Origin of the sequence: Paracoccus sediminis, from assembly GCF_900188295.1 — a bacterium.
In the GTDB taxonomy this organism is placed as follows: domain Bacteria; phylum Pseudomonadota; class Alphaproteobacteria; order Rhodobacterales; family Rhodobacteraceae; genus Paracoccus; species Paracoccus sediminis.
The window spans coordinates 568,741-587,211 of the sequence record NZ_FZNM01000001.1 but is presented as its reverse complement, the minus strand read 5'-3'; the positions used below and the strand labels follow the sequence as shown (position 1 = coordinate 587,211).

General features: G+C 68.9%; 20 protein-coding genes and 1 tRNA gene. 7 read left to right on the top strand and 14 right to left on the bottom strand.

Annotated elements, in window-relative coordinates; all coding sequences use genetic code 11:
* Nucleotides 1-38 precede the first annotated feature (38 nt).
* The 11 genes from CHB77_RS03100 to CHB77_RS03050 form a co-directional block, all read right to left on the bottom strand.
* A complete protein-coding gene (locus tag CHB77_RS03100; RefSeq protein WP_131023282.1) occupies nt 39-602 on the bottom strand; it encodes a hypothetical protein in 564 nt (187 codons plus the stop codon).
* 160 nt (nt 603-762) lie between these two features.
* A tRNA-Phe gene (locus CHB77_RS03095) sits at nt 763-838 on the bottom strand.
* 36 nt (nt 839-874) lie between these two features.
* Complete coding sequence (locus tag CHB77_RS03090; protein ID WP_089386677.1) at nt 875-1,081, bottom strand: DNA gyrase inhibitor YacG; 207 nt, start codon at nt 1,079-1,081, stop codon at nt 875-877.
* Nucleotides 1,081-2,130, bottom strand: coding sequence for a ribonuclease E/G (locus CHB77_RS03085; RefSeq protein ID WP_089386676.1), 1,050 nt, complete (start codon nt 2,128-2,130; stop codon nt 1,081-1,083). The genes CHB77_RS03090 and CHB77_RS03085 overlap by 1 nt, the downstream gene beginning before the upstream one ends.
* Nucleotides 2,127-2,735, bottom strand: coding sequence for a Maf family protein (locus CHB77_RS03080; protein ID WP_089386675.1), 609 nt, complete (start codon nt 2,733-2,735; stop codon nt 2,127-2,129). The genes CHB77_RS03085 and CHB77_RS03080 overlap by 4 nt, the downstream gene beginning before the upstream one ends.
* A gap of 13 nt (nt 2,736-2,748) precedes the next feature.
* Nucleotides 2,749-2,967, bottom strand: coding sequence for a translation initiation factor IF-1 (infA, locus tag CHB77_RS03075; RefSeq protein ID WP_036636451.1), 219 nt, complete (start codon nt 2,965-2,967; stop codon nt 2,749-2,751).
* 82 nt (nt 2,968-3,049) lie between these two features.
* The gene (locus CHB77_RS03070; RefSeq protein ID WP_131023283.1) at nt 3,050-4,150 is read right to left on the bottom strand and encodes a FliM/FliN family flagellar motor C-terminal domain-containing protein; all 1,101 of its coding nucleotides are present in this window, start codon (nt 4,148-4,150) and stop codon (nt 3,050-3,052) included.
* Nucleotides 4,151-4,211: 61 nt separating this feature from the next.
* Nucleotides 4,212-6,869: an ATP-binding protein gene (locus tag CHB77_RS03065; RefSeq protein ID WP_089386673.1), complete on the bottom strand. Its 2,658-nt coding sequence runs from the start codon at nt 6,867-6,869 to the stop codon at nt 4,212-4,214.
* The gene (locus tag CHB77_RS03060) at nt 6,859-7,140 is read right to left on the bottom strand and encodes a hypothetical protein (protein ID WP_176430300.1); all 282 of its coding nucleotides are present in this window, start codon (nt 7,138-7,140) and stop codon (nt 6,859-6,861) included. Before CHB77_RS03060 ends, CHB77_RS03065 begins: the two co-directional genes overlap by 11 nt.
* 5 nt (nt 7,141-7,145) lie before the next feature.
* A complete protein-coding gene (locus CHB77_RS03055) occupies nt 7,146-7,502 on the bottom strand; it encodes a response regulator transcription factor (protein ID WP_242626481.1) in 357 nt (118 codons plus the stop codon).
* Nucleotides 7,503-7,570: 68 nt separating this feature from the next.
* Entirely contained in the window at nt 7,571-8,827 is a 1,257-nt protein-coding gene (locus CHB77_RS03050; protein ID WP_089386731.1) for a helix-turn-helix transcriptional regulator, read from the bottom strand.
* Between the two features lie 101 nt (nt 8,828-8,928).
* On the opposite strand from CHB77_RS03050, the gene CHB77_RS03045 reads away from it, so the two are divergent.
* From CHB77_RS03045 to CHB77_RS03025, 5 genes are all read left to right on the top strand, one after another.
* Nucleotides 8,929-10,326, top strand: a complete 1,398-nt coding sequence (locus CHB77_RS03045; RefSeq protein WP_089386672.1) for a helix-turn-helix domain-containing protein — start codon at nt 8,929-8,931, stop codon at nt 10,324-10,326.
* A 62-nt stretch (nt 10,327-10,388) separates the two neighbouring features.
* The gene (locus tag CHB77_RS03040; protein WP_341273547.1) at nt 10,389-11,789 is read left to right on the top strand and encodes a DUF5930 domain-containing protein; all 1,401 of its coding nucleotides are present in this window, start codon (nt 10,389-10,391) and stop codon (nt 11,787-11,789) included.
* Nucleotides 11,779-12,276 (top strand): bactofilin family protein, encoded by a 498-nt coding sequence (locus CHB77_RS03035; RefSeq protein WP_165456162.1) that lies wholly within the window; start codon nt 11,779-11,781, stop codon nt 12,274-12,276. The genes CHB77_RS03040 and CHB77_RS03035 overlap by 11 nt, the downstream gene beginning before the upstream one ends.
* 161 nt (nt 12,277-12,437) lie before the next feature.
* Nucleotides 12,438-13,286, top strand: coding sequence for a fumarylacetoacetate hydrolase family protein (locus tag CHB77_RS03030; RefSeq protein WP_089386671.1), 849 nt, complete (start codon nt 12,438-12,440; stop codon nt 13,284-13,286).
* A 1-nt stretch (nt 13,287) separates the two neighbouring features.
* Nucleotides 13,288-14,010 (top strand): SDR family oxidoreductase, encoded by a 723-nt coding sequence (locus CHB77_RS03025; RefSeq protein ID WP_089386670.1) that lies wholly within the window; start codon nt 13,288-13,290, stop codon nt 14,008-14,010.
* A 5-nt stretch (nt 14,011-14,015) separates the two neighbouring features.
* Here the strand turns inward: CHB77_RS03025 and coaD are convergent, their stop codons facing one another.
* From coaD to CHB77_RS03010, 3 genes are all read right to left on the bottom strand, one after another.
* Nucleotides 14,016-14,510 (bottom strand): pantetheine-phosphate adenylyltransferase, encoded by a 495-nt coding sequence (coaD, locus tag CHB77_RS03020; protein WP_089386669.1) that lies wholly within the window; start codon nt 14,508-14,510, stop codon nt 14,016-14,018.
* Between the two features lie 78 nt (nt 14,511-14,588).
* Entirely contained in the window at nt 14,589-15,050 is a 462-nt protein-coding gene (locus tag CHB77_RS03015; RefSeq protein ID WP_089386668.1) for a CBS domain-containing protein, read from the bottom strand.
* A 58-nt stretch (nt 15,051-15,108) separates the two neighbouring features.
* A complete protein-coding gene (locus CHB77_RS03010) occupies nt 15,109-16,020 on the bottom strand; it encodes a LysR family transcriptional regulator (protein WP_089386667.1) in 912 nt (303 codons plus the stop codon).
* 102 nt (nt 16,021-16,122) lie between these two features.
* Here CHB77_RS03010 and CHB77_RS03005 point away from each other — a divergent pair, with 102 nt between their 5' ends.
* Nucleotides 16,123-17,622, top strand: coding sequence for a CoA-acylating methylmalonate-semialdehyde dehydrogenase (locus CHB77_RS03005; protein WP_089386728.1), 1,500 nt, complete (start codon nt 16,123-16,125; stop codon nt 17,620-17,622).
* Between the two features lie 224 nt (nt 17,623-17,846).
* Nucleotides 17,847-18,443 carry a hypothetical protein gene (locus CHB77_RS03000; protein ID WP_089386666.1) on the top strand — a complete coding sequence of 199 codons (597 nt, stop codon included), beginning with the start codon at nt 17,847-17,849 and terminating at the stop codon, nt 18,441-18,443.
* The last annotated feature ends 28 nt before the right edge of the window (nt 18,444-18,471 follow it).

Sequence of the window (18,471 nt, the reverse complement as noted above, 5' to 3'; positions counted from 1 at the left end):
ACAATCCCAATGTCAGGCTGCCCGCCGTGGCGTCCTGATCAGGCCCTGACCTTTCCGAGGGTCGGCGCTCCTACACCACGCCACGGGGCACTATCGGATTCCGGACGGCGGCGGTGATGCCCGCCATCACGCGCCCCTGGCCCGAAGGCGCGGCCATGGGCTTTGACAGGATCCTGTCCGCGGGCGATCTGGGCTATCGCGGCAAGCCCTTCAACTGGGTGACGATGCCCGACCAGTTCACGCTGGACGCCACCGACCGGCTGCTGCGCGCCGGGACGGACCGCCCCCGCCTGTTCGCGCAGGTCGCGCTGATCTCGTCCCATGCGCCCTGGGTGCCGGTTCCGCGCCTGCTGGACTGGGACGGTCTGGGCGATGGTCGGGTCTTTGACGGCATGGCCACGGCCGGCGATCCGCCCGAGACCGTGTGGCGCGATCGCGACCGGGTTCGGCGCGCCTATCGCGAGGCCGTGGACTACAGCCTGGCCACGGTCATGGACTATGCGCTGCGCCATGCCGCCGATCCGCCGCTGATGATCGTGATCGGCGATCACCAGGCGGCCCCCGGCATCGCGATGGATGACCGGCCCGATACGCTGGTGCATGTGATCGGCCCGGCGCATCTGGTGGACCGGACCGCGGGCTGGGGCCTGTCCTGCGGGCTGATCCCGCCGGACGGCAGCGCGCTGCCCATGGACCGACTGCGGGATCTGATCCTGACCGCGTTCAGCAGCCGCGATCCGGTTGGCGACCGACAGGGAACGATGGTGCCCGGAGACGGATTTGAACCGCCGACACGCGGATTTTCAATCCGCTGCTCTACCAACTGAGCTATCCGGGCATCCCTGCGCCGACGGCGCGTGGTGTGGGGCGGTGTTTACGGGCGCTTGGTCGCACTGTCCAGTCCCCCGCCGGGGTTTTTTTCATCGCCGCCAGGGTGATCCGAACCAAGGTCGTCCAACGGTTGTCCGGGGATCACATAGCTGCCGCGCAGCCAGCGGCCCAAGTCGATATCGGCGCAGCGTTTCGAACAGAACGGGCGATAGGCGGGCACGCCCGGCTTGTTGCAGATGGGACAGGCCATCAACCCGCCCCCTTGGCCAGGCGGCGCAGGGGGATGCGGTCGCGCTTTCGGTTGATCTCGTAAAGGCCCATCGCCGTCCAGCCGATCAGCGACGTTTCGGCGCCTTCGCCCCGGAACGCGGCGCCCAGAACCTGATCCAGCGTGGCGCGGTCGCGCTTGGGGATCGGGGCAAAATCGATGACCACCTGACCGCCCAGACCGCGCAGCCGCAACTGGCGCGGCAGGTCGCGGGCAAGCGCGATATCGGCCTTGAGCGCGGCGGCGGGGCTGGTGTCGTTGCCGGTGTTCACGTCGATGGCCACCAGGGCGCGGGTCGGTTCGATCACCGCATGGGCGCCGCCGGGCAAGGACATCTCGGGGGCCAGCAGCGCATCGACCGCCTCCAGCACGCCGCAGCGGGCAAAGCTGTCCTCGCCCTCCTCGACCGCGTCGGGTTCGGGGTCGGACCATTCCATCCAGGCCAGTTCGTGCGGGGATGGCGCGCCCAGCAACAGTTCGGGTGGCCCATCCGCCTCGCCGCCGATCCGGGCCGACAGATCCAGCAGGCCGCGCAGTTCCTCGGCGATCTCGTCAGGGTCGGCGGCTTCGGCGATGCTGCGGATGATGATGCCGGTGCGTTCGGGCGGCCGGGCGGCGGCGCCCAGGGCGGCCAGTTGGGCGCGCGCGCCCTCGTCGCGGATGCGGCGGGACACGTTGATGCCCGGCGCGCCCGGCGTGACCAGCACATGCCGGCCCCGCAGCAGGATGCGCGCGGTCACGGGCACCGCCTTTCCTTCGCTTGCGACGCCCGTCACCTGCACCAGCAAGGACTGGCCTTCGCGCAGGCCCGAACGGTCGCGCAGATAACCGCGCTGACCTTCGGGCAGGCGCAGAAAGACCCCACCCTGCCCCTTCATCAACCGCTCGACCACGCCCCGGCAGATGTCGCCGGGAACCAGCGGGGCCAGGGCGCCCGCATCGACCAGCAGATCGACCAACTGGCCGTCTTCCATCAAGGCGGCGGCCTCGGCACCGAACAGTTGTCCCAGAACGACCTGACGTCCCTTCATGGGGCGGCTCCCTTTGCGGTTATGCCGCTTGCCGCCAGCATCGCGGCGGTTTCCGACAGAGGCAGGCCGACAACGGCGGAAAACGACCCCTGGATCCAGGGGATGAACGCGGCGGCGGCGCCCTGGATGGCGTATCCGCCGGCCTTGCCCTGCCAGTCGCCGAAGTCCAGATAGGCGTCCAGTTCGGCCGACCCGATGGGCCGCATCCGCACCGTGGTTTCGACCAGCCGGTCACGCGTCCGTCCACCCTCGCGGACCGCCAACGCGGTCAGCACCCGATGCCTGCGCCCGGACATGAGCCGCATGAATCCGGCGGCCTCGTCGCGCGACGAGGGTTTGCCCAGGATGCGGCGGCCGACCGAAACGGTCGTGTCCGCGCACAGCAGCACCTCATCCGCGGCAAGGTCCAGGGCGGCCGCCTTGGCCAAGGCGATGCGGCGGACATAGGCGCGCGCATCTTCGCCCTTGCAGGGGGTTTCGTCGATATCGGCGCTGCGGATGTCATGGGGCCGAATGCCGATCTGGGCCAGCAGTTCCAACCGGCGCGGGCTGGCCGATCCCAGGATCAGGCGCCGCCCGCCGGGCAAGGGGCGCGGTGCGGCCATCGCGGCGCCCGCGTCACTTGAAGCGGTAATTGATCCGTCCCTTGGACAGGTCATAGGTGTTCATTTCGACTTGAACCTTGTCGCCCGCCAGGACGCGGATGCGGTTCTTGCGCATCTTTCCCGCCATATGCGCGATGATTTCATGGCCGTTTTCCAGCTCGACCCTGAACGTCGCATTGGGCAAGAGTTCCTTCACGACACCCGGAAATTCGAGCATTTCTTCCTTGGCCATGTTCACTCCATGCTGATCGCCCCGATTCGGGACCGGGGTTAAATGCGGCCGGAACGCCAAGAATTCAAGTGTAAAGCGCGGATCACACGCCCGAGGCCAGCCGCGCCGGAACCTTGCCGCCCGCCATGTGCGGACCGGGGGATGCGCGGAACGGATCGCTGTCCGACAGATCGGCAGGAATCGGATCGGGGGCGGGCACGGTTCCGGCAAACGGCTGTTGCGTGGCGATCCGCGCCGGATCGTGCAGCCGCAGGGCGTGGCAGCCTTCGGATTCGCCCAGCTTGCCGGTGGCCAGCAACTGTCCGCCCGGCGTTTCCAACCGCGCCTCGGCCAGGGTGACGCGCGGCAGGGGCAGCATCCTGCCCGGAACCAGGGCGCGCAATTCGCCAAGGGTGATGGTGCGGCGGCACAGGACGCCCACCACATCCACCGGGGCGGCGGTCATCGCAGCCGCCAGCGTCGCGTCCCGGACCGGCGCCGGCGCCGCATCGGCGGGCGGCGCAGCGGGGGAACCCTGCACCGCCGGGGCGGGCAGCGGCCGCGAAGGATCGCCAGGACGGGCATCGGCCTTTTGGGGAACCGCCACCAGGATCGAGCCGTCGCGGGTTTCCCCCCCGCCAAGGCGCAGTTCGAAGGACAGGCTGCGATAGGGCCGATCCTCCAGCATCAGGATCAGGGCGCGCGGATCGTCCAGATGGGTCGCATAGCCATATCCCTGAATGGCGCCGAAACCGTCCACGCCGGTCAGTTCGGTTCCCAGTTCGGCCATCAGCGCATTGATGAAATCCACACAGATCGCCGCGTCGCTGCGCGTCAGCCGGCGCCGTTCGGCGGCCCGCGCGGTCACGCGGCCCAGGGCCTGAACCTCGATCAGGGCGGTCACCGTTTCGAACCCCAGGGCCATGACCCCGATCTGGTCTCCCGGCCCTTGCAGCACCGCCAGCAGGGCCTGTTCGGGCAGCAGTTCCGGCAACTCGGCCAGCGTCGCCGCGCCGGGACGGATATCGACCGGCAAGACCGGCAGGCGATACAGCCGTTCCGCCGCGCGACCGACCGCGTTGGCGGCGGCGCGGGCGGGCGACAGGGGCTGGGGCTGGGGCAGCCGCGCGGGTTTTTCGGCACCGCCCTGGGCGCGGGCCTGAAGCAAGGCCCGCAATTTGTCCGCCTGTCCGTTCTGCGCCATGATAAACCCCGAATCGGCCAAGTCCTGAAGGCAATCTGACAAGAAGCGGTTGATAAAGCGTTTACGCCCGCAGCCGCTGGCCCGCATCGACGGGAACCGGCGGGCGGCGCGGCAGCACGATGCGGAAGGCAGCGCCGCCCTGGCCGGGCAGATAGGTGATCTCGCCGCCCAGATTGGCCATGATCTCCTTGCAGATGGCAAGGCCCAGGCCCGCGCCCCCGGCCCGCGCCGGATCGTTCAGCCGGGCGAATTTCTCAAAGATCAGCGCCTGGCGCGCGATCTCGATGCCCGATCCGTTATCGACAATGTCGATCTGCGCGCCGCCGCGCAGGGTCTGGCGTACGTGGATCGACAGCGCCGGGGGTTCGGCGTCGCAGTATTTGCGGGCATTGCTGATGACGTTTATCAGCACCTGCAACAGCCGGTCGGCGTCGGTGAGGATGCCCAGATGCTCCGCCAGCGGCTCGCGTTCCACCCGGAACATGCGTTCGGGCCGCGTGGCCGATGCGGCCGACAGCGCCCGTTCGATCAGATCGTGCAGGTTCGCGGGCGTGATCGACAGTTGCGCCTGGCCGCTTTCCAGCACCGACAGATCCAGCAGGTCGTCCAGCAGACGCGTCAGCCGCCCGGATTCGTCAAAGATGATCCCCGCAAAGCGGTCGCGGTCGGCGGGGGACAGATCCGGCGTGCGCAGGATTTCCGAAAAGGCCCGGACCGAGGTCATGGGCGTGCGCAGCTCATGGCTGATCTGGCCCAGAAAGGAATCCTTCTGCACCGACAGGGCGGTCAGCTTGTCGTTGGCCTCGCGCAGCTGCCGCGCGGTGCGGGCCAGCTCCGTGGTGGCATGTTCCAGCCGTTGCGTCTCCTCCTTGGCGCGCTGCGCCTCGTCGGCGACCTGCATCAGGTCGGACACGGTCAGTTCCACCCCGCCCGCCACGCTGTCGATCATCGCGTGCGCCGTCGCCGCGCCCACCGATCCGGCCAGACGCCGTTCAAGCCGGGTCAGGAACCGGGACGTCAGATCGGGAAGATAGCCGGACTTGCCCTGGATCGCGGCCTCGGCCCGGAAAAACCGCAACGCGTCCTCGGCCCCCCAGACGCGGCGCGCCATGACCAGCAAGGGTTCCGCCCCGTCCGCGCCCCGCGCGACGCGGCTGTGACGGACCGGATCGACGGCGCTGACGAAGGACAGGCCCTGAAGGCGTTCGACCGGATCGGGCATCCCGAAGATCGACAGCGCGATGAACGCCAGCGTGTTGGCCGCCAGCGACAGAACGATCGCAAAGGCCAGCGGATCGACACCGGCCGGCACGGGCGGGGATGCGCCCACCCCGACCGAGGGCAGAAAGATCATCGCCATCCATATCGCAAAGCCGCAGCCCACCCCGGCATAGGCCCCCTGCCGGTTGGCGCCCCGCCACAAAAGCCCGCCGATCATGGCGGGCAGCACCTGCGCCATGCCGGTGAACGCCACCAGCCCCATCGCCGCCAGGGCCGTGGTCCCGCCGGTCGCCCGGTAATAGACCCAGCCGACCGCCATGACCGCCAGGATCGCCAGCCTGCGGGCGTTCAGCACGAAGCCGCGCAGATCCTCGGGGTCTTCGGGCTGCGGCTTGCGGCGCAGCATCAGCCACAAGGGCACGATCCAGTGGTTCGAGATCATCGTCGCCAGGGCGATCGTGCAGACGACGACCATGGATGTCGCCGCCGAAAACCCGCCCAGGAACACCAGAAACGCCAGCCAGTTCTGCCCCGACCGCGCGGGCAGCGTCAGGACGTACAGGTCGGGATTGGCGTCGGGCGGCAAAAGCTGCTGCCCCATCACGGCGATGGGCAGCACGAACAGCGACATGGCGAACAGATAGGCCGGAAAGGCCCAGCCCGCGACGGCCAGGCGATCCTCGTCGGCGGCCTCGACCACCAGCACCTGGAACATGCGCGGCAGGGCGACGATGGCCGCGCCCGACACGATCAGCAGCGCGGTCCAGCGGTCGGGGCGCAGGATCCAGCCCTGGTGGCGCGCCGCGGCCCGCGCGATCCGGTCCAGCATGTCGGACGGCCCGTCCGCCAGTCCCCACACCACGAAGATACCCACCGCCAGAAAGGCCAGCAGCTTGACCACGGCCTCCAGCGCGATGGCGGTGACGACGCCGTGGTGGCGTTCGTCGGCGGCCAGGTTGCGGGTGCCGAACAGGATGGTGAACAGGGCCAACCCCCCCGCCACCCACAGCGCCGTCCCCCCGCCGCCGGTCATCGGGATGTCCGTCAGGCTGTCGGTGGCGAACACCTCGAACGACAGGCTGACCGATTGCAGTTGCAGCGCGACATAAGGGGTCGCCGCGATCACCGCGATCAGCGTGACGATGGCGGCCAGCCGGTTCGACTTGCCGAACCGGGCCGAGATGAGATCCGCGATGGAGGTGACGTGGTGCATCCGCGCCACCCGCACCAGCCGCCGCAGCCCCCACCAGGCGCCCGCAAAGACGATCGTCGGTCCCAGATAGATCGTGGCGAATTCCAGCCCCGACCGGCTGGCGTATCCCACCGCGCCATAAAACGTCCAGGCGCTGCAATAGACCGACAGCGACAGCGTATAGACCGCCGGATGATCCAGCCACCGCAGATGGCCGCGCGCCGCCGCCCGGTCGGCGGCAAAGGCCACGCCGAACATCAGCGCCACATAGGCCAGGCAGCCCGCGACCAGCGCCTCAAAGGGCATGGCCGTCGTCCCCGGCAATGTCCCGGCTGGCGCGCAGGGTCGCCGCGTCGGCGCGGCGCAGGGCGCGGTGCAGCGCCCAGATCGCCGCGATCAGCGCCGCCCACAGGCCGAACAGCCAGACCGCGCCCCCCGCAAAGCTGACCTGGCCCGGCATCCACCAGACCGGCACCAGGATCAGCGCGGCCGCCAGCACCGGCAGCACGCGTGCCGCGTCCCCCAGACGGCGGCGGCGGAACGAGGCGCGTTCAAGAAACAAGGGCCGGTCGGGCATGGCGGTCAGTTCAGCATCCGGCGCACCATCGCGCGCAGGTCGTCGTTGGCGAACGGCTTGGCCAGCACCGCATCGGCCTGGGGCAGCGCCAGCGTGGCCTGCCCCCGCGCGGTCAGCATCAGCACCGGGGTCGCGGCCAGGCTGGCATCGTGATCGCCGCGCAGTTCGGCCAGAATTTCGGTTCCCGACCGATGCGGCAGCATCACATCCAGGATCACCAGGCGCGGCTTGGCGCCCCGGATCGCCTCGATCCCGCCCAACCCGTCCCCGTGCAGCGCGACCCGCCAGCCCTCGCGGGTCAGGATGAATTGCACCGCCTCGGCGATGTTGGGTTCATCCTCGATCATCAGGATGTCGAGCATCCGCGCCCCTCCCCAGGCGTTTGACGGGATCATGGGGCAGCCGGGCCGGCGCTGTCAAAGCCTGTGTTTCAGGCCGTCAAAAGGATCGAGGGTTCGCGCCGCGCGGGGCATTCGGCGCGCGGGCAGATGCGGCAGGCCGGACCGATCAGCAGGTCGGCGCGTCCGGGCGATCCCCGCTCCTCGGGCAGGATCAGCATCTGCGCGCGGGTCAGCAGCGGGCCATCGGTTCCCAGCGGCTGGTGCCGGGTGGCCAGCGACAGGGTGCGGAACCGTCGGCCCGACGGGGCCTCGACCACGTTGGCAATGGCGGTCTGGGGCGTGGCGAGCGCCTGGAACAGCGGCCACAGCGGGCAGGCGTCGCCCGGCCGGGGCAGCGGAAAGCCCGCCGTCGGGCGCCGCAGCGTCAGCGCCCCCGATCCGTCGCAGACCAGCAGGCCCGCGCCCTCGTATCCGGGGGGTTTCAGCACCGCCAGACGCCGCATCACCCGATCCAGCGGCTGGCCCAGCCGGTCGGCCATGCGCAGCGGATCGGGATCCCCGGACGCCTCGGCCAGCAGGGCATCGGGCAGGGCCGCGCGCTCCTCCTCCATCCGCAACAGATGCGCCCGCGCCATGGCCCGCGCGGCGTCGGACGCCAGATCCGCCGAGTCCCGAACCGGCGGGGCGCCGGCGGCAAGCCAGGCCTCGACCTCCTCTTGCGGGGTGAAGATCGCGCCCTGGGTGTCGAAGCTGTCCAGATAGGCGACCAAGGCCTGCGCGGTCCCGGACAGGCGCAGGCTGTCGGCGTCCAGGTTGGCGTGGAACCGGTCGCGCCAATCGGGCGGGATTTCGCCCCCTTCGGCCAGGATCGACGCCGTGGACCGGACGGATGTGACGGCCGACAGCACCTCGTGCAGCGTCGTCAGCAGATAGGGGTCCTGGGTCATGCGGTCGGACAGCGTGACCAGCTGGCGTTCCAGCGCGTCGGCGCGGCGCGCGGCGGCGATCAGGGCGGCGGCCCATCCGGGGAAACGGGCCAGCAGCTCGGGCGCCTGGTCCAGTTCGGGGGACACGTCGTCGGGCAGCCTGACCGCCGCCTCGCGCAGGGCGGCGATCTGGGATTCCTCGCGCCCCTCGGCCAGTTCGGCTGCGGACACGTCAAGAACCGCGGCAAGGCGCGTGACCAGGTGATCGCCCACGGGCCTGCGGTTGTGTTCGATCAGGTTCAGATAGGCCGCTGAAATCCCTGCCGCCCGCGCCACGTCCGCCTGCCGCCGCGACAGCGCCAGGCGGCGTTCGCGGATGCGGGTTCCGGTCAGGATGCGGCTGCCTGGGCGATGCGTCATGGCCCGATCAAAGCCCGGCAATCGGCGCCACGCAAGCCGCGACGCTTGCCAGCGCCGGTTTGCAAACGCTAATCCAGCCTTTGCAAAGGCGGGGGTGCGCAATGGCGACGCAAAAGATCTATGCCGGGACGTCGCTGCGCGAAACGCGCGGGCGCAGCGGCCTGACGCAGAAACGCTTTGCCGACCGGCTGGGGGTGTCCCTGCCCTATCTGTCGCAGATGGAAAACAACCACCGCCCGATCTCGGTGGGCGTGCTGCTGCGGCTGGCGCAGGAATTCGGCGTCGATCTGTCCACGCTGGCGGCGGGCGACGCCGAGCGCATGGTCATCGACATGCAAGAGGCGCTGGCCGACCCGCTGTTCGACGCGGCCCCGCCGCTGGCCGACCTGCGGCTGGCCGCGACCAACGCCCCGGTGCTGGCCCGCGCCTTCCTGGACCTGTACCGCGCCCACCGCCAGGGCCAGGAACGGCTGGCCGCCCTGGACGAGGCGATCGGCGCATCCGGCCAGAATGCGCTGTCCACCCCGTGGGAGGAAGTGCGCGACTTTTTCCATTACTGCGACAACTACATCGACGCGGTGGACCGGGCCGCGGAACGCTTTGCCTGTCCGGCGGGGCAGCGGCTGGATCCCTGGGACGCGGGCGTGGCGGCCCTGGCACAGCGCGGCATCCGGGTGACGCGCGCGGAACTGCCCGCCAATGCCGTGTTCCGCCGCGCGGGCCAGGACATTCAGGTCAACGCCGCCGCCGAACGTCCGACGCAACTGTTCCAGCTGCTGCACCTGGTGGCCCTGGAACGGCAAGCCGACCTGCTGGAGGCGACGCTGGATCTGGCCCGGTTCCGCAGCGACACGGCACGGGACGTGGCGCGCGTGGGCCTTGCCAACTATTTCGCGGGCGCGGCGCTGATGCCCTATCGTGCGTTCCTGTCCGCCGCGCAGGCCGAACGGCACGACCTGGAACGCCTGTCGCATCTGTTCGGGGCATCCCTGGAACAGGTGGCGCACCGGCTGTCCACGTTGCAAAGGCCCGGCGCCAAGGGGGTGCCGTTCTTTTTCGTCCGCGTCGATCAGGCGGGCACCATCACCAAGCGCCATTCGGCCACGCGCCTGCAATTCGCCCGCTTCGGCGGGGCCTGCCCGCTGTGGAATGTGCATCAGGCGTTCGAACAGCCGGGCCGGTTCCTGCGCCAACTGGCCGAAACGCCGGACGGGGTGCGCTATCTGCTGATGGCGCGCGACGTGTCCAAACACGCGGGCGCCTTCAACGCCCCGGTCCGCCGCTTTGCCATCGGCCTGGGATGCGAGGTCGCGCACGCGGGCAGCGTGGTTTATGCCGACGGGCTGGATCTGACCACGCCGCGCGCGTTCGAACCGATCGGGATTTCCTGCCGGATCTGTCCGCGCCCCGACTGCCACCAGCGGTCTGTGCCCCCCATCGACCGGCCCTTGCGGATCCCCGCCGACCGGAACGGGCCGCTTCCCTATGAAATTTCCTAACAGATTCCGCTAGATCGTGTGTCCATCGGCGGATTTTCGCCCGCAGGGGCAGGGTTTCGCGCATGAAGGGAACCGGCGCCGCCGGGTCTGTTGCCAAGAAGGCACAGGTGCGGTTTACCACCTGCACACTGGAAGCCATCGCCCCGATCAACCTGGGCGCGACGCCGGGGGACATGAACTTGCCGAACGCCACGAACCGCCTGAATGCCGCGTTGGAACGGATCCTGCCGGAAAAGCGCCTGGTCCTGGGGTCCGATGACGCCATGCGGTTCGTGCGCCTGCGCCCCATGACCCAACTGGCGGCCATCGGCGGCATCACGCTGGCCTTTGGCTGGACGCTGGTCGCAAGCTCGGTCCTGGCCATCGACGCGATGAGCGCCGGATCCTCGCGCGACCAGATCGTGCGCAACCAGACCGCGTTCGAGGAGAGGCTGACCCAGTTGTCCGCCGAACGCGACGCCCGCGCGGCCGAGGCGCTGGCCGCCCAGAACCGGTTCACCGTCGCGCTGGAACAGGTATCCCGAATGCAGACGGAACTGCTGGCATCCGAGGAACGCAGCCGCGAACTCGAGGCCGGCCTGGATGCCGCCCAGTCCACCCTGCGCGATGCGCGCAGCGACGCCCATGCCGGGGCCGAGGCGTCGGACGCGGCCGCCGCCAACCGCGACGACGAAGTCACCGCCGCCCTGGACATCGTGACCGGCGAACTGCGCCAAGCCGCCGACGAGCGTGCCACCGCGGTCGAGGACGCGGCGCAGGCCAGGCAGGCGGTCGAGGAGATGTCGATCGAACGCGAACAGATCCTGGCCCGCAACGACGAGATCCTGACCCAGCTTGAAAATGCCGTCAGCGTGTCGGTCGAACCGCTGGACGAGGTGTTCCGGTCGGTGGGCATGAACCCGGACGACGTGCTGGACACCATCCGCAGCGGCTATTCCGGCCAGGGCGGCCCGCTGACGCCGATGGGCTATTCGACGCGCGGCAATGCGGCGCTGGCGAACAGCGAAACCAAGGCCAATCAGATCATCGTCACGCTGGACAAGATGAACACCTATCGCATCGCCATGGAAAAGCTGCCGATGGCGATGCCGGTCAGGGATTCGTTCCGGCTGACGTCGAACTTCGGTCCGCGTTGGGGGCGCGCGCACGAGGGCATCGACATGGCCGGGCCGGTCGGCACGGCGGTTTATGCGCCGGGCGACGGCGTCGTGACCCATGCGGGACGGCAGGGCGCCTATGGCAACCTCATCAAGATCGAACATGAACTGGGGGTCGAGACCCGCTATGCCCACCTGTCCCAAGTCCGGGTCAAGGTCGGTCAAAGGGTGTCGCAAGGCGAGCTGATCGGTGATATGGGCAATACCGGACGCTCGACCGGGTCGCATCTGCATTACGAAGTGCGCATGAACGGTCGGGCCATTGACCCGATGAGCTTCATTAAGGCTGCAAGCAATGTTCAGTAAGACCCGCGTGACCGAAAACCCCAAAACCAGCCCTGCCGCGCCCGCCGCCCCCGACATGCCCGCCGCCGCACCGCCCAGCCACGACCGGGCCGAGACATCCGGGACGGCCCCGGCCCCCGCGCGCCGGTCCGCGCCGTCGATCCTGTCGTCGGATCTGACGGTGACGGGCAACATCCGCACCGAAGGCGACATCCAGATCGAAGGCACCGTCGAAGGCGACATCCGCGCCCACCAGCTGGTGATCGGCGAAAGCGCCACCATCCGGGGCGAGATCGTGGGCGACGAAGTCGTCGTGAACGGCCGCGTGGTCGGCCGGGTCCGGGGCCTCAAGGTGCGGCTTTCGGCCAGCGCGCGGGTGGAAGGCGACATCATCCACAAGACCATCGCCATCGAATCCGGCGCCCATTTCGAAGGCTCGGTCCAGCGGCAGGAGGATCCCATCGCCAACGGCCCGACCCGAAAGCTGGCGCCCCCCGTTTCCGAATGAACCTGTCCGCGCCGATGCGGCGGCCCGCCCCGCGCGGGCCGTTTTCGCCTGTGCGGCGCTGCCGACTTTCGCCGCCGGCCGCATAAAGCATGTGCCGATCCGGCAAAATCATCCGCCGAAACCTGCGCTAGGCTGCGCGGGTCAACGCAAGGGGAGGATTCATGAGACTTGTACGATACGGTGCCAAGGGGGCCGAGCGGCCGGGACTGCTGGACGCCGATGACCGGGTGCGCGACCTGTCGGGCCATGTGGCGGACATCGACGGCGCCTGCCTGACCCGCGACGGATTGGCCAGGCTGCGGTCCCTGGATCCGGCCGCCCTGCCCCTTGTGGACGGCGTGCCCCAGCAGGATCTGCGGCTGGGCGCCTGCGTGGCCGGGGTGGGCAAGTTCCTGGCCGTCGGCCTGAACTATGCCGACCACGCCGCCGAGGCGGGGATGGACGTTCCGGTCGAACCGATCCTGTTCACCAAGTGGACCAGCTGCATCGCCGGGCCGGACGACGACCTGGGCCTGCCCACCGGATCGTCCGCGACGGATTGGGAGGTCGAACTGGGCATCGTCATCGGCGACGGCGGGCACGGCATTGCGCTGGACCGCGCCGCCGATCACATCGCCGGATACTGCGTCATCAACGACATCAGCGAACGCGACTGGCAGTTGCGGCGCGGCGGCACCTGGGACAAGGGCAAGGGTCACGACGGCTTTGGTCCCATCGGTCCCTGGCTGGTCACGGCCGACGCCATTCCCGACCCCGCCGCCCTGCGCCTGTGGCTGGAGGTGGACGGCCGCCGCTTTCAGGACGGCACCACCGCGACGATGGTGTTCGGACCGGCCGAGATCGTGTCCTATGCGTCGCGCTTCACGACGCTGCATCCGGGCGACGTGATCGCCACCGGCACGCCGCCGGGCGTCGGCATGGGACAGAAGCCGCCGGTCTATCTGACGCGCGGCCAGGTCATGCGGCTGGGCATCGACGGGCTGGGGCAGCAGCGGCAAAAGGTGGTCTGACATGGCCGATGCGCGGTCCATCGTCATCACCGGCGCGGGCAGCGGCATCGGCCGGGCGACGGCGCGCCGCTTTCTGGCGGCGGGTTGGCGGGTCGCGGCTCTGGGCCGCACGGAAGGACCGCTGCGCGACACCGTGCGCGGCGCCCCGGCCCTGATCCTGCCCTGCGACGTGACGGACGAGGCCGCCGTGGACGCGGCCTTCGCCCGCTGCCATGCGGAATGGGGCCGACTGGACGCGCTGTTCAACAACGCGGGGCGCGGCGCCCGCCCCGCCACGCCCGACGACCTGGACGCCGACACCTTCCGCGACGTGATCGCGGTCAACGTGACGGGCATGTTCCTGTGCGCCCGCGCGGCCTTTCGGCTGATGCGGGCGCAAGCGCCCCAAGGCGGGCGGATCGTCAACAACGGGTCGATCGCGGCCCATGCGCCCCGTCCGGGATCGGTCGCCTATACCACCTCGAAACATGCCGTCACGGGGCTGACGAAATCGCTGTCCCTGGACGGGCGGCCCTTTGGCATCGCCTGCGGCCAGATCGACATCGGCAATGCCGCGACCGACCTTCTGGCGCAGGTCAGCGCCGGTTCGCCCGATGCGGAACCGCTGATGGACGTGGCGGTGGTGGCCGACGCGGTGCTGCACATGGCCGGCCTGCCCATCGGCGCGAATGTCCAGTTCATGACCGTGATGGCCACGAACATGCCCTTTATCGGGCGGGGCTGACGATCCTATCCCTGAAAGCGCCGCGTCAGCGCCTCGGCCACCGGCGGGGTCACGAATTTCGACACGTCGCCGCCCAGACGGGCGATTTCCTTGACCAGTTTGGACGCGATGGCCTGGCGGCGCGCATCGGCCATCATGAAGACCGTCTCGATGCTGGCGTCCAGGGCGCGGTTCATGCCGACCATCTGGAATTCGTATTCGAAATCGGCGACCGCGCGCAGCCCGCGCACGATCACCTGGGCGCCCACGTCGCGGGCGCAGTCGATCAGCAGGTTCTCGAACGGGTGGACGACGATTTCCCCGCCGGTGCGGCGGCTGATCGGGTCGCATTCCGCCTGCACCATCGCCACCCGCTCCTCCAGCCCGAACAGGGGGGACTTGTCGCGGTTGATGGCCACCCCGATCACCAGGCGGTCCACCAGGGCCATGGCGCGCTGGATGATGTCCACATGGCCCAGCGTGATCGGATCGAAGGTGCCGGGATAAAGACCGATGCGCATGAACTGGCGTCCCTATGCTTGCCTGTCCGTCAGGCAAAACCCATTCCTGCACGGATTGCAAGCATTTGCGGGGCGCGGTCAGGCGCCCATTATCATGCCGGTCAGGGCTTCCTTTTCGGCCGCCAGCTCTTTCAGCCGTCCGCTGACCGCATCGCCGATGGACACCACCCCCAGCATGTTGCCGTCGTGATCGACCACCGGCAGATGGCGGAACCGCCCCTGGGTCATCCGTTCCAGGATCACCAGCGCATCGTCGCCGACCGTGCAGGTCTGCACGTCGCGGGTCATCACCTCGGATATGGGGGTGGACAGGACGCCGGGGCCGTGCTTGCCAAGCTGGCGCACGATGTCGCGCTCCGACAGGATGCCGTTCGGCTTCTTCCCATCCTCGGACACGACCACGGCGCCGATGCGCAGGTCGGACAGCATCGTCACGGCCTCGCCCAGGGTGGCGTCGGGGCGGATGGTCAGGACCGTCTGCGCCTCGATCCCCGGCTTGCCCGAGGTGGATTTCATCGACAGCAGCTGATTGACGAGCATGGGGCATCCCTTCCGTGGCGCGATTGCCGGTCCATCATTTTCGCCGAATCGCCGGGCGTCAAGGGCGACGAAGGCTTGGGCCTGCAACCTGCGATTCCAGCCGCGCGACTTCGGCCCGCAGCCCGTGCGCCAGCAGGTCGCCCAGCAGCGACAACCGGCGGGATGCGCGGTCGTCGGCATGGCGGATCAACCAGAAGCTGCGCGTCAGCGCGACCCGGCCGGGCAGCACCCGGCGCACGCCCGGCGCAAAGGGAATCGCGAAATCGTGGACGATGCCGACCCCCGCCCCCGCCCGGATCGCCTGCATCTGCACCGACACGGAATTCGACGTGATCGCCGCCGACTGGACCCCGGTTTCCGACAGGTAATCCAGTTCCCGGTCGAAGATCATGTCGGGAATGTATCCGATCATCCGGTGATGGCGCAGGTCGGCCAGATCCCGGATCGGCGGGGCGTCCCGCAGGTAATCGTCATGCGCGGCCAGGTGCAGGCGGTAATCGGTCAGCCGCTGCACCGTCAGCCGCCCGGTATCGGGGGGCGAGACGGCGACGGCCATGTCGGCCTCTCGTTTCGTCAGGTTCACCACGCGCGGCAGGGCGACGATCTGGATCTCCAGCCCCGGATGGGCGGCGCACAGGCCGCGCGCCACCTGCGGCAGCAGATAGTTCGCACAGCCGTCCGGGGCGCCGATGCGCAACTGGCCGGTCAGCCCGGCCTCGCGTCCCACGGCCTCGGCGGCGGCGTTGGCGCCCTGCTCGGCGGCCTCGGCCGGGGCGACCAGCCGCGCGCCTTCGGCCGTCAGCGCGTATCCCTGCGGGGTCTTGGCGAACAGCGCAGCGCCCACCGACGATTCCAGCCGGGCGATGCGCCGACCGATGGTGGACGCGTCCATCCCCAGCCGCCGCCCCGCCCCCGACAGGCTTTCGGCCCGCGCGACGGCCAGGAAGATGCGCAGATCGTCCCAGTCCACCCCGCCTCCTTTGCGGAAATGCAAAACGTCTTTGCCGACCTTCCCCTTTATCCGGCAATTCCGCAAGGCTATGGTGTCGCCAACCCCGCAACGGAGGATGCGATGAAAGAGATTCACCACTGGATCGACGGCAAGGAATACACGGGAACCTCGGGCCGTTTCAGCGATGTCTTCAACCCCGCCACGGGCGAGGTTCAGGCGAAACTGTCGCTGGCCACCAAGGCCGAACTGGACCACGCCGTCGACCGCGCGGCCATCGCGCAGGTCAAATGGGGCGCCACCAACCCGCAGCGCCGCGCCCGCGTGATGATGGAATTCGTGCGCCTCATCAACCGCGACATGGACACCTTGGCCGAGGCGCTGTCGTCCGAACACGGCAAGACCTTCCCCGACGCCAAGGGCGACATCCAGCGCGGGCTGGAGGTGATCGAGTTCTGCATCGGCGCGCCGCATCTGCTGAAGGGCGAATTCACCGACAGCGCCGGCCCCGGCATCGACATGTATTCCATGCGCCAGCCGCTGGGCGTGGTGGCGGGCATCACGCCCTTCAACTTTCCCGCGATGATCCCGCTGTGGAAGATGGGTCCGGCCCTGTCCGCCGGAAACGCGATGATCCTGAAGCCCAGCGAACGCGATCCGTCCGTGCCGCTGATGCTGGCCGGGCTGCTGCAAGAGGCGGGGCTGCCCGACGGCGTCTTGCAGGTCGTCAACGGCGACAAGGACAGCGTGGACGCGATCCTGGACAACCCGGTCATCCAGGCCGTCGGCTTTGTGGGATCGACCCCGATCGCGCAATACATCTATGAACGCGCGGCCGCGACCGGCAAGCGGGCGCAATGCTTCGGCGGCGCCAAGAACCACATGATTATCATGCCCGACGCCGATCTGGACCAGGCCGCCGATGCCCTGGTGGGCGCGGGCTATGGGGCTGCGGGCGAACGCTGCATGGCGATTTCCGTGGCCGTGCCGGTGGGCGACAAGACCGCCGACGCGCTGATCGAACGGCTGGTGCCGCGCATCGAAAAGCTGAAGGTCGGTCCCTGGACCGCGGGCAACGACGTGGATTACGGCCCGGTCGTGACCAAGGCCGCCAAGGAAAACATCCTGCGGCTGGTGCAGTCGGGCATCGACCAGGGCGCCGAACTGGTCGTCGACGGCCGCGACTTCAACCTGCAAGGATACGAGGACGGCTTTTTCGTCGGCCCGCATCTGTTCGACCGCGTGACCCCGGACATGGACATCTATCGCAAGGAAATCTTCGGTCCCGTCCTGTCCACGATCCGCGCCAAGTCCTATGAAGAAGCCATCGGCCTGGCGATGGACCACGAATACGGCAACGGCACCGCGATCTATACCCGCGACGGCGACACGGCGCGCGATTTCGCCAGCCGCATCAACATCGGCATGGTGGGCATCAACGTGCCGATCCCGGTGCCCCTAGCCTATCACACCTTCGGCGGCTGGAAGAAGTCGGGCTTTGGCGACCTGAACCAGCACGGTCCCGACGCCTTCCGGTTCTATACCCGGACCAAGACCGTCACGGCCCGCTGGCCGTCGGGGATCAAGGAAGGCGGGGAATTCAACTTCCGCGCCATGGACTGAGGAACAAGGGCGGGGTCGCAGTCCCGCCCTTTCGGCGTGCCTTCGGGAACCAATCCTGCCGCAAACAAATTGACCAATTAGACAGCTATCGGTTTCCAGCGAATAAGATAGTTATGTCTGTGTTACGTGGTATGACGGTGTAAGTGGTTGATGTTGTTGACTGGCCCTGCCTGTTTTGGCAGGGCTGATCGACTTGCTGCTGAGCCGGGCGTTCGGGGCAAGTCATGATGCGGAAATTCTGCACGCAAGAAGATTCCTGTCTGCATTTCTTTCAGGGGATGGGCTTTCGGCCGGCCGTCCATGTGATCCAGCGCGACCAGTACGGCGATCGTCCGGTGCTGATCGTGGGCGACGATTCCCCGTTGGAGGGCAAGGTGCCGCCGGGCTGGATGATGACCGATCTGCCGGTCGATCCCTATGCCCCCCTTGGCGGCGCGCCGGGTGCGCCGGGGCTTACCCCGGCGACGATGGCGTCCAGCGGCTATCCCGCGCCGGGGGTTCCGGTCTGGGGCGGCAGCTCGGGCGGTCCGGGGGGGTCGGGCGGTCCGAATCGGCCGGACATTCCGGGCAATCCGGGGCAGCCGGAAAATCCCGGCGATCCCGGCGGAACCACGCCCGGAAAGCCCGATCCGGTGTTTCCGCCGATCTGGGGCGATTCGTCGCAAACGCCCTCGGCCGGCGACACCTCGACCCAGCCGCCCCAGATGCCGGACCTGCCCCCCCTGCAACCCGTCCCCGGACCCGCGGCGGGCATTCTGCTGGTGTCGGCGCTTGTCGTCCTGACGGTGGTTCGGTCCGTGAAACGGGGCGTGCGCGGCTGACCGGAAGGCCCTGGCGGGCCGAACCGCC

Bases quoted from the DNA above. Each gene is read 5' to 3' on its own strand.
- CHB77_RS03100 (WP_131023282.1), bottom strand. From the start codon at position 602: ATGCACCAGCGTATCGGGCCGGTCATCCATCGCGATGCCGGGGGCCGC.
- CHB77_RS03090 (WP_089386677.1), bottom strand. From the start codon at position 1,081: ATGGCCTGTCCCATCTGCAACAAGCCGGGCGTGCCCGCCTATCGCCCG.
- CHB77_RS03085 (WP_089386676.1), bottom strand. From the start codon at position 2,130: ATGAAGGGACGTCAGGTCGTTCTGGGACAACTGTTCGGTGCCGAGGCC.
- CHB77_RS03080 (WP_089386675.1), bottom strand. From the start codon at position 2,735: ATGGCCGCACCGCGCCCCTTGCCCGGCGGGCGGCGCCTGATCCTGGGA.
- infA (WP_036636451.1), bottom strand. From the start codon at position 2,967: ATGGCCAAGGAAGAAATGCTCGAATTTCCGGGTGTCGTGAAGGAACTC.
- CHB77_RS03070 (WP_131023283.1), bottom strand. From the start codon at position 4,150: ATGGCGCAGAACGGACAGGCGGACAAATTGCGGGCCTTGCTTCAGGCC.
- CHB77_RS03065 (WP_089386673.1), bottom strand. From the start codon at position 6,869: ATGCCCTTTGAGGCGCTGGTCGCGGGCTGCCTGGCCTATGTGGCGCTG.
- CHB77_RS03060 (WP_176430300.1), bottom strand. From the start codon at position 7,140: ATGCCCGACCGGCCCTTGTTTCTTGAACGCGCCTCGTTCCGCCGCCGC.
- CHB77_RS03055 (WP_242626481.1), bottom strand. From the start codon at position 7,502: ATGCTCGACATCCTGATGATCGAGGATGAACCCAACATCGCCGAGGCG.
- CHB77_RS03050 (WP_089386731.1), bottom strand. From the start codon at position 8,827: ATGACGCATCGCCCAGGCAGCCGCATCCTGACCGGAACCCGCATCCGC.
- CHB77_RS03045 (WP_089386672.1), top strand. From the start codon at position 8,929: ATGGCGACGCAAAAGATCTATGCCGGGACGTCGCTGCGCGAAACGCGC.
- CHB77_RS03040 (WP_341273547.1), top strand. From the start codon at position 10,389: ATGAAGGGAACCGGCGCCGCCGGGTCTGTTGCCAAGAAGGCACAGGTG.
- CHB77_RS03035 (WP_165456162.1), top strand. From the start codon at position 11,779: ATGTTCAGTAAGACCCGCGTGACCGAAAACCCCAAAACCAGCCCTGCC.
- CHB77_RS03030 (WP_089386671.1), top strand. From the start codon at position 12,438: ATGAGACTTGTACGATACGGTGCCAAGGGGGCCGAGCGGCCGGGACTG.
- CHB77_RS03025 (WP_089386670.1), top strand. From the start codon at position 13,288: ATGGCCGATGCGCGGTCCATCGTCATCACCGGCGCGGGCAGCGGCATC.
- coaD (WP_089386669.1), bottom strand. From the start codon at position 14,510: ATGCGCATCGGTCTTTATCCCGGCACCTTCGATCCGATCACGCTGGGC.
- CHB77_RS03015 (WP_089386668.1), bottom strand. From the start codon at position 15,050: ATGCTCGTCAATCAGCTGCTGTCGATGAAATCCACCTCGGGCAAGCCG.
- CHB77_RS03005 (WP_089386728.1), top strand. From the start codon at position 16,123: ATGAAAGAGATTCACCACTGGATCGACGGCAAGGAATACACGGGAACC.
- CHB77_RS03000 (WP_089386666.1), top strand. From the start codon at position 17,847: ATGATGCGGAAATTCTGCACGCAAGAAGATTCCTGTCTGCATTTCTTT.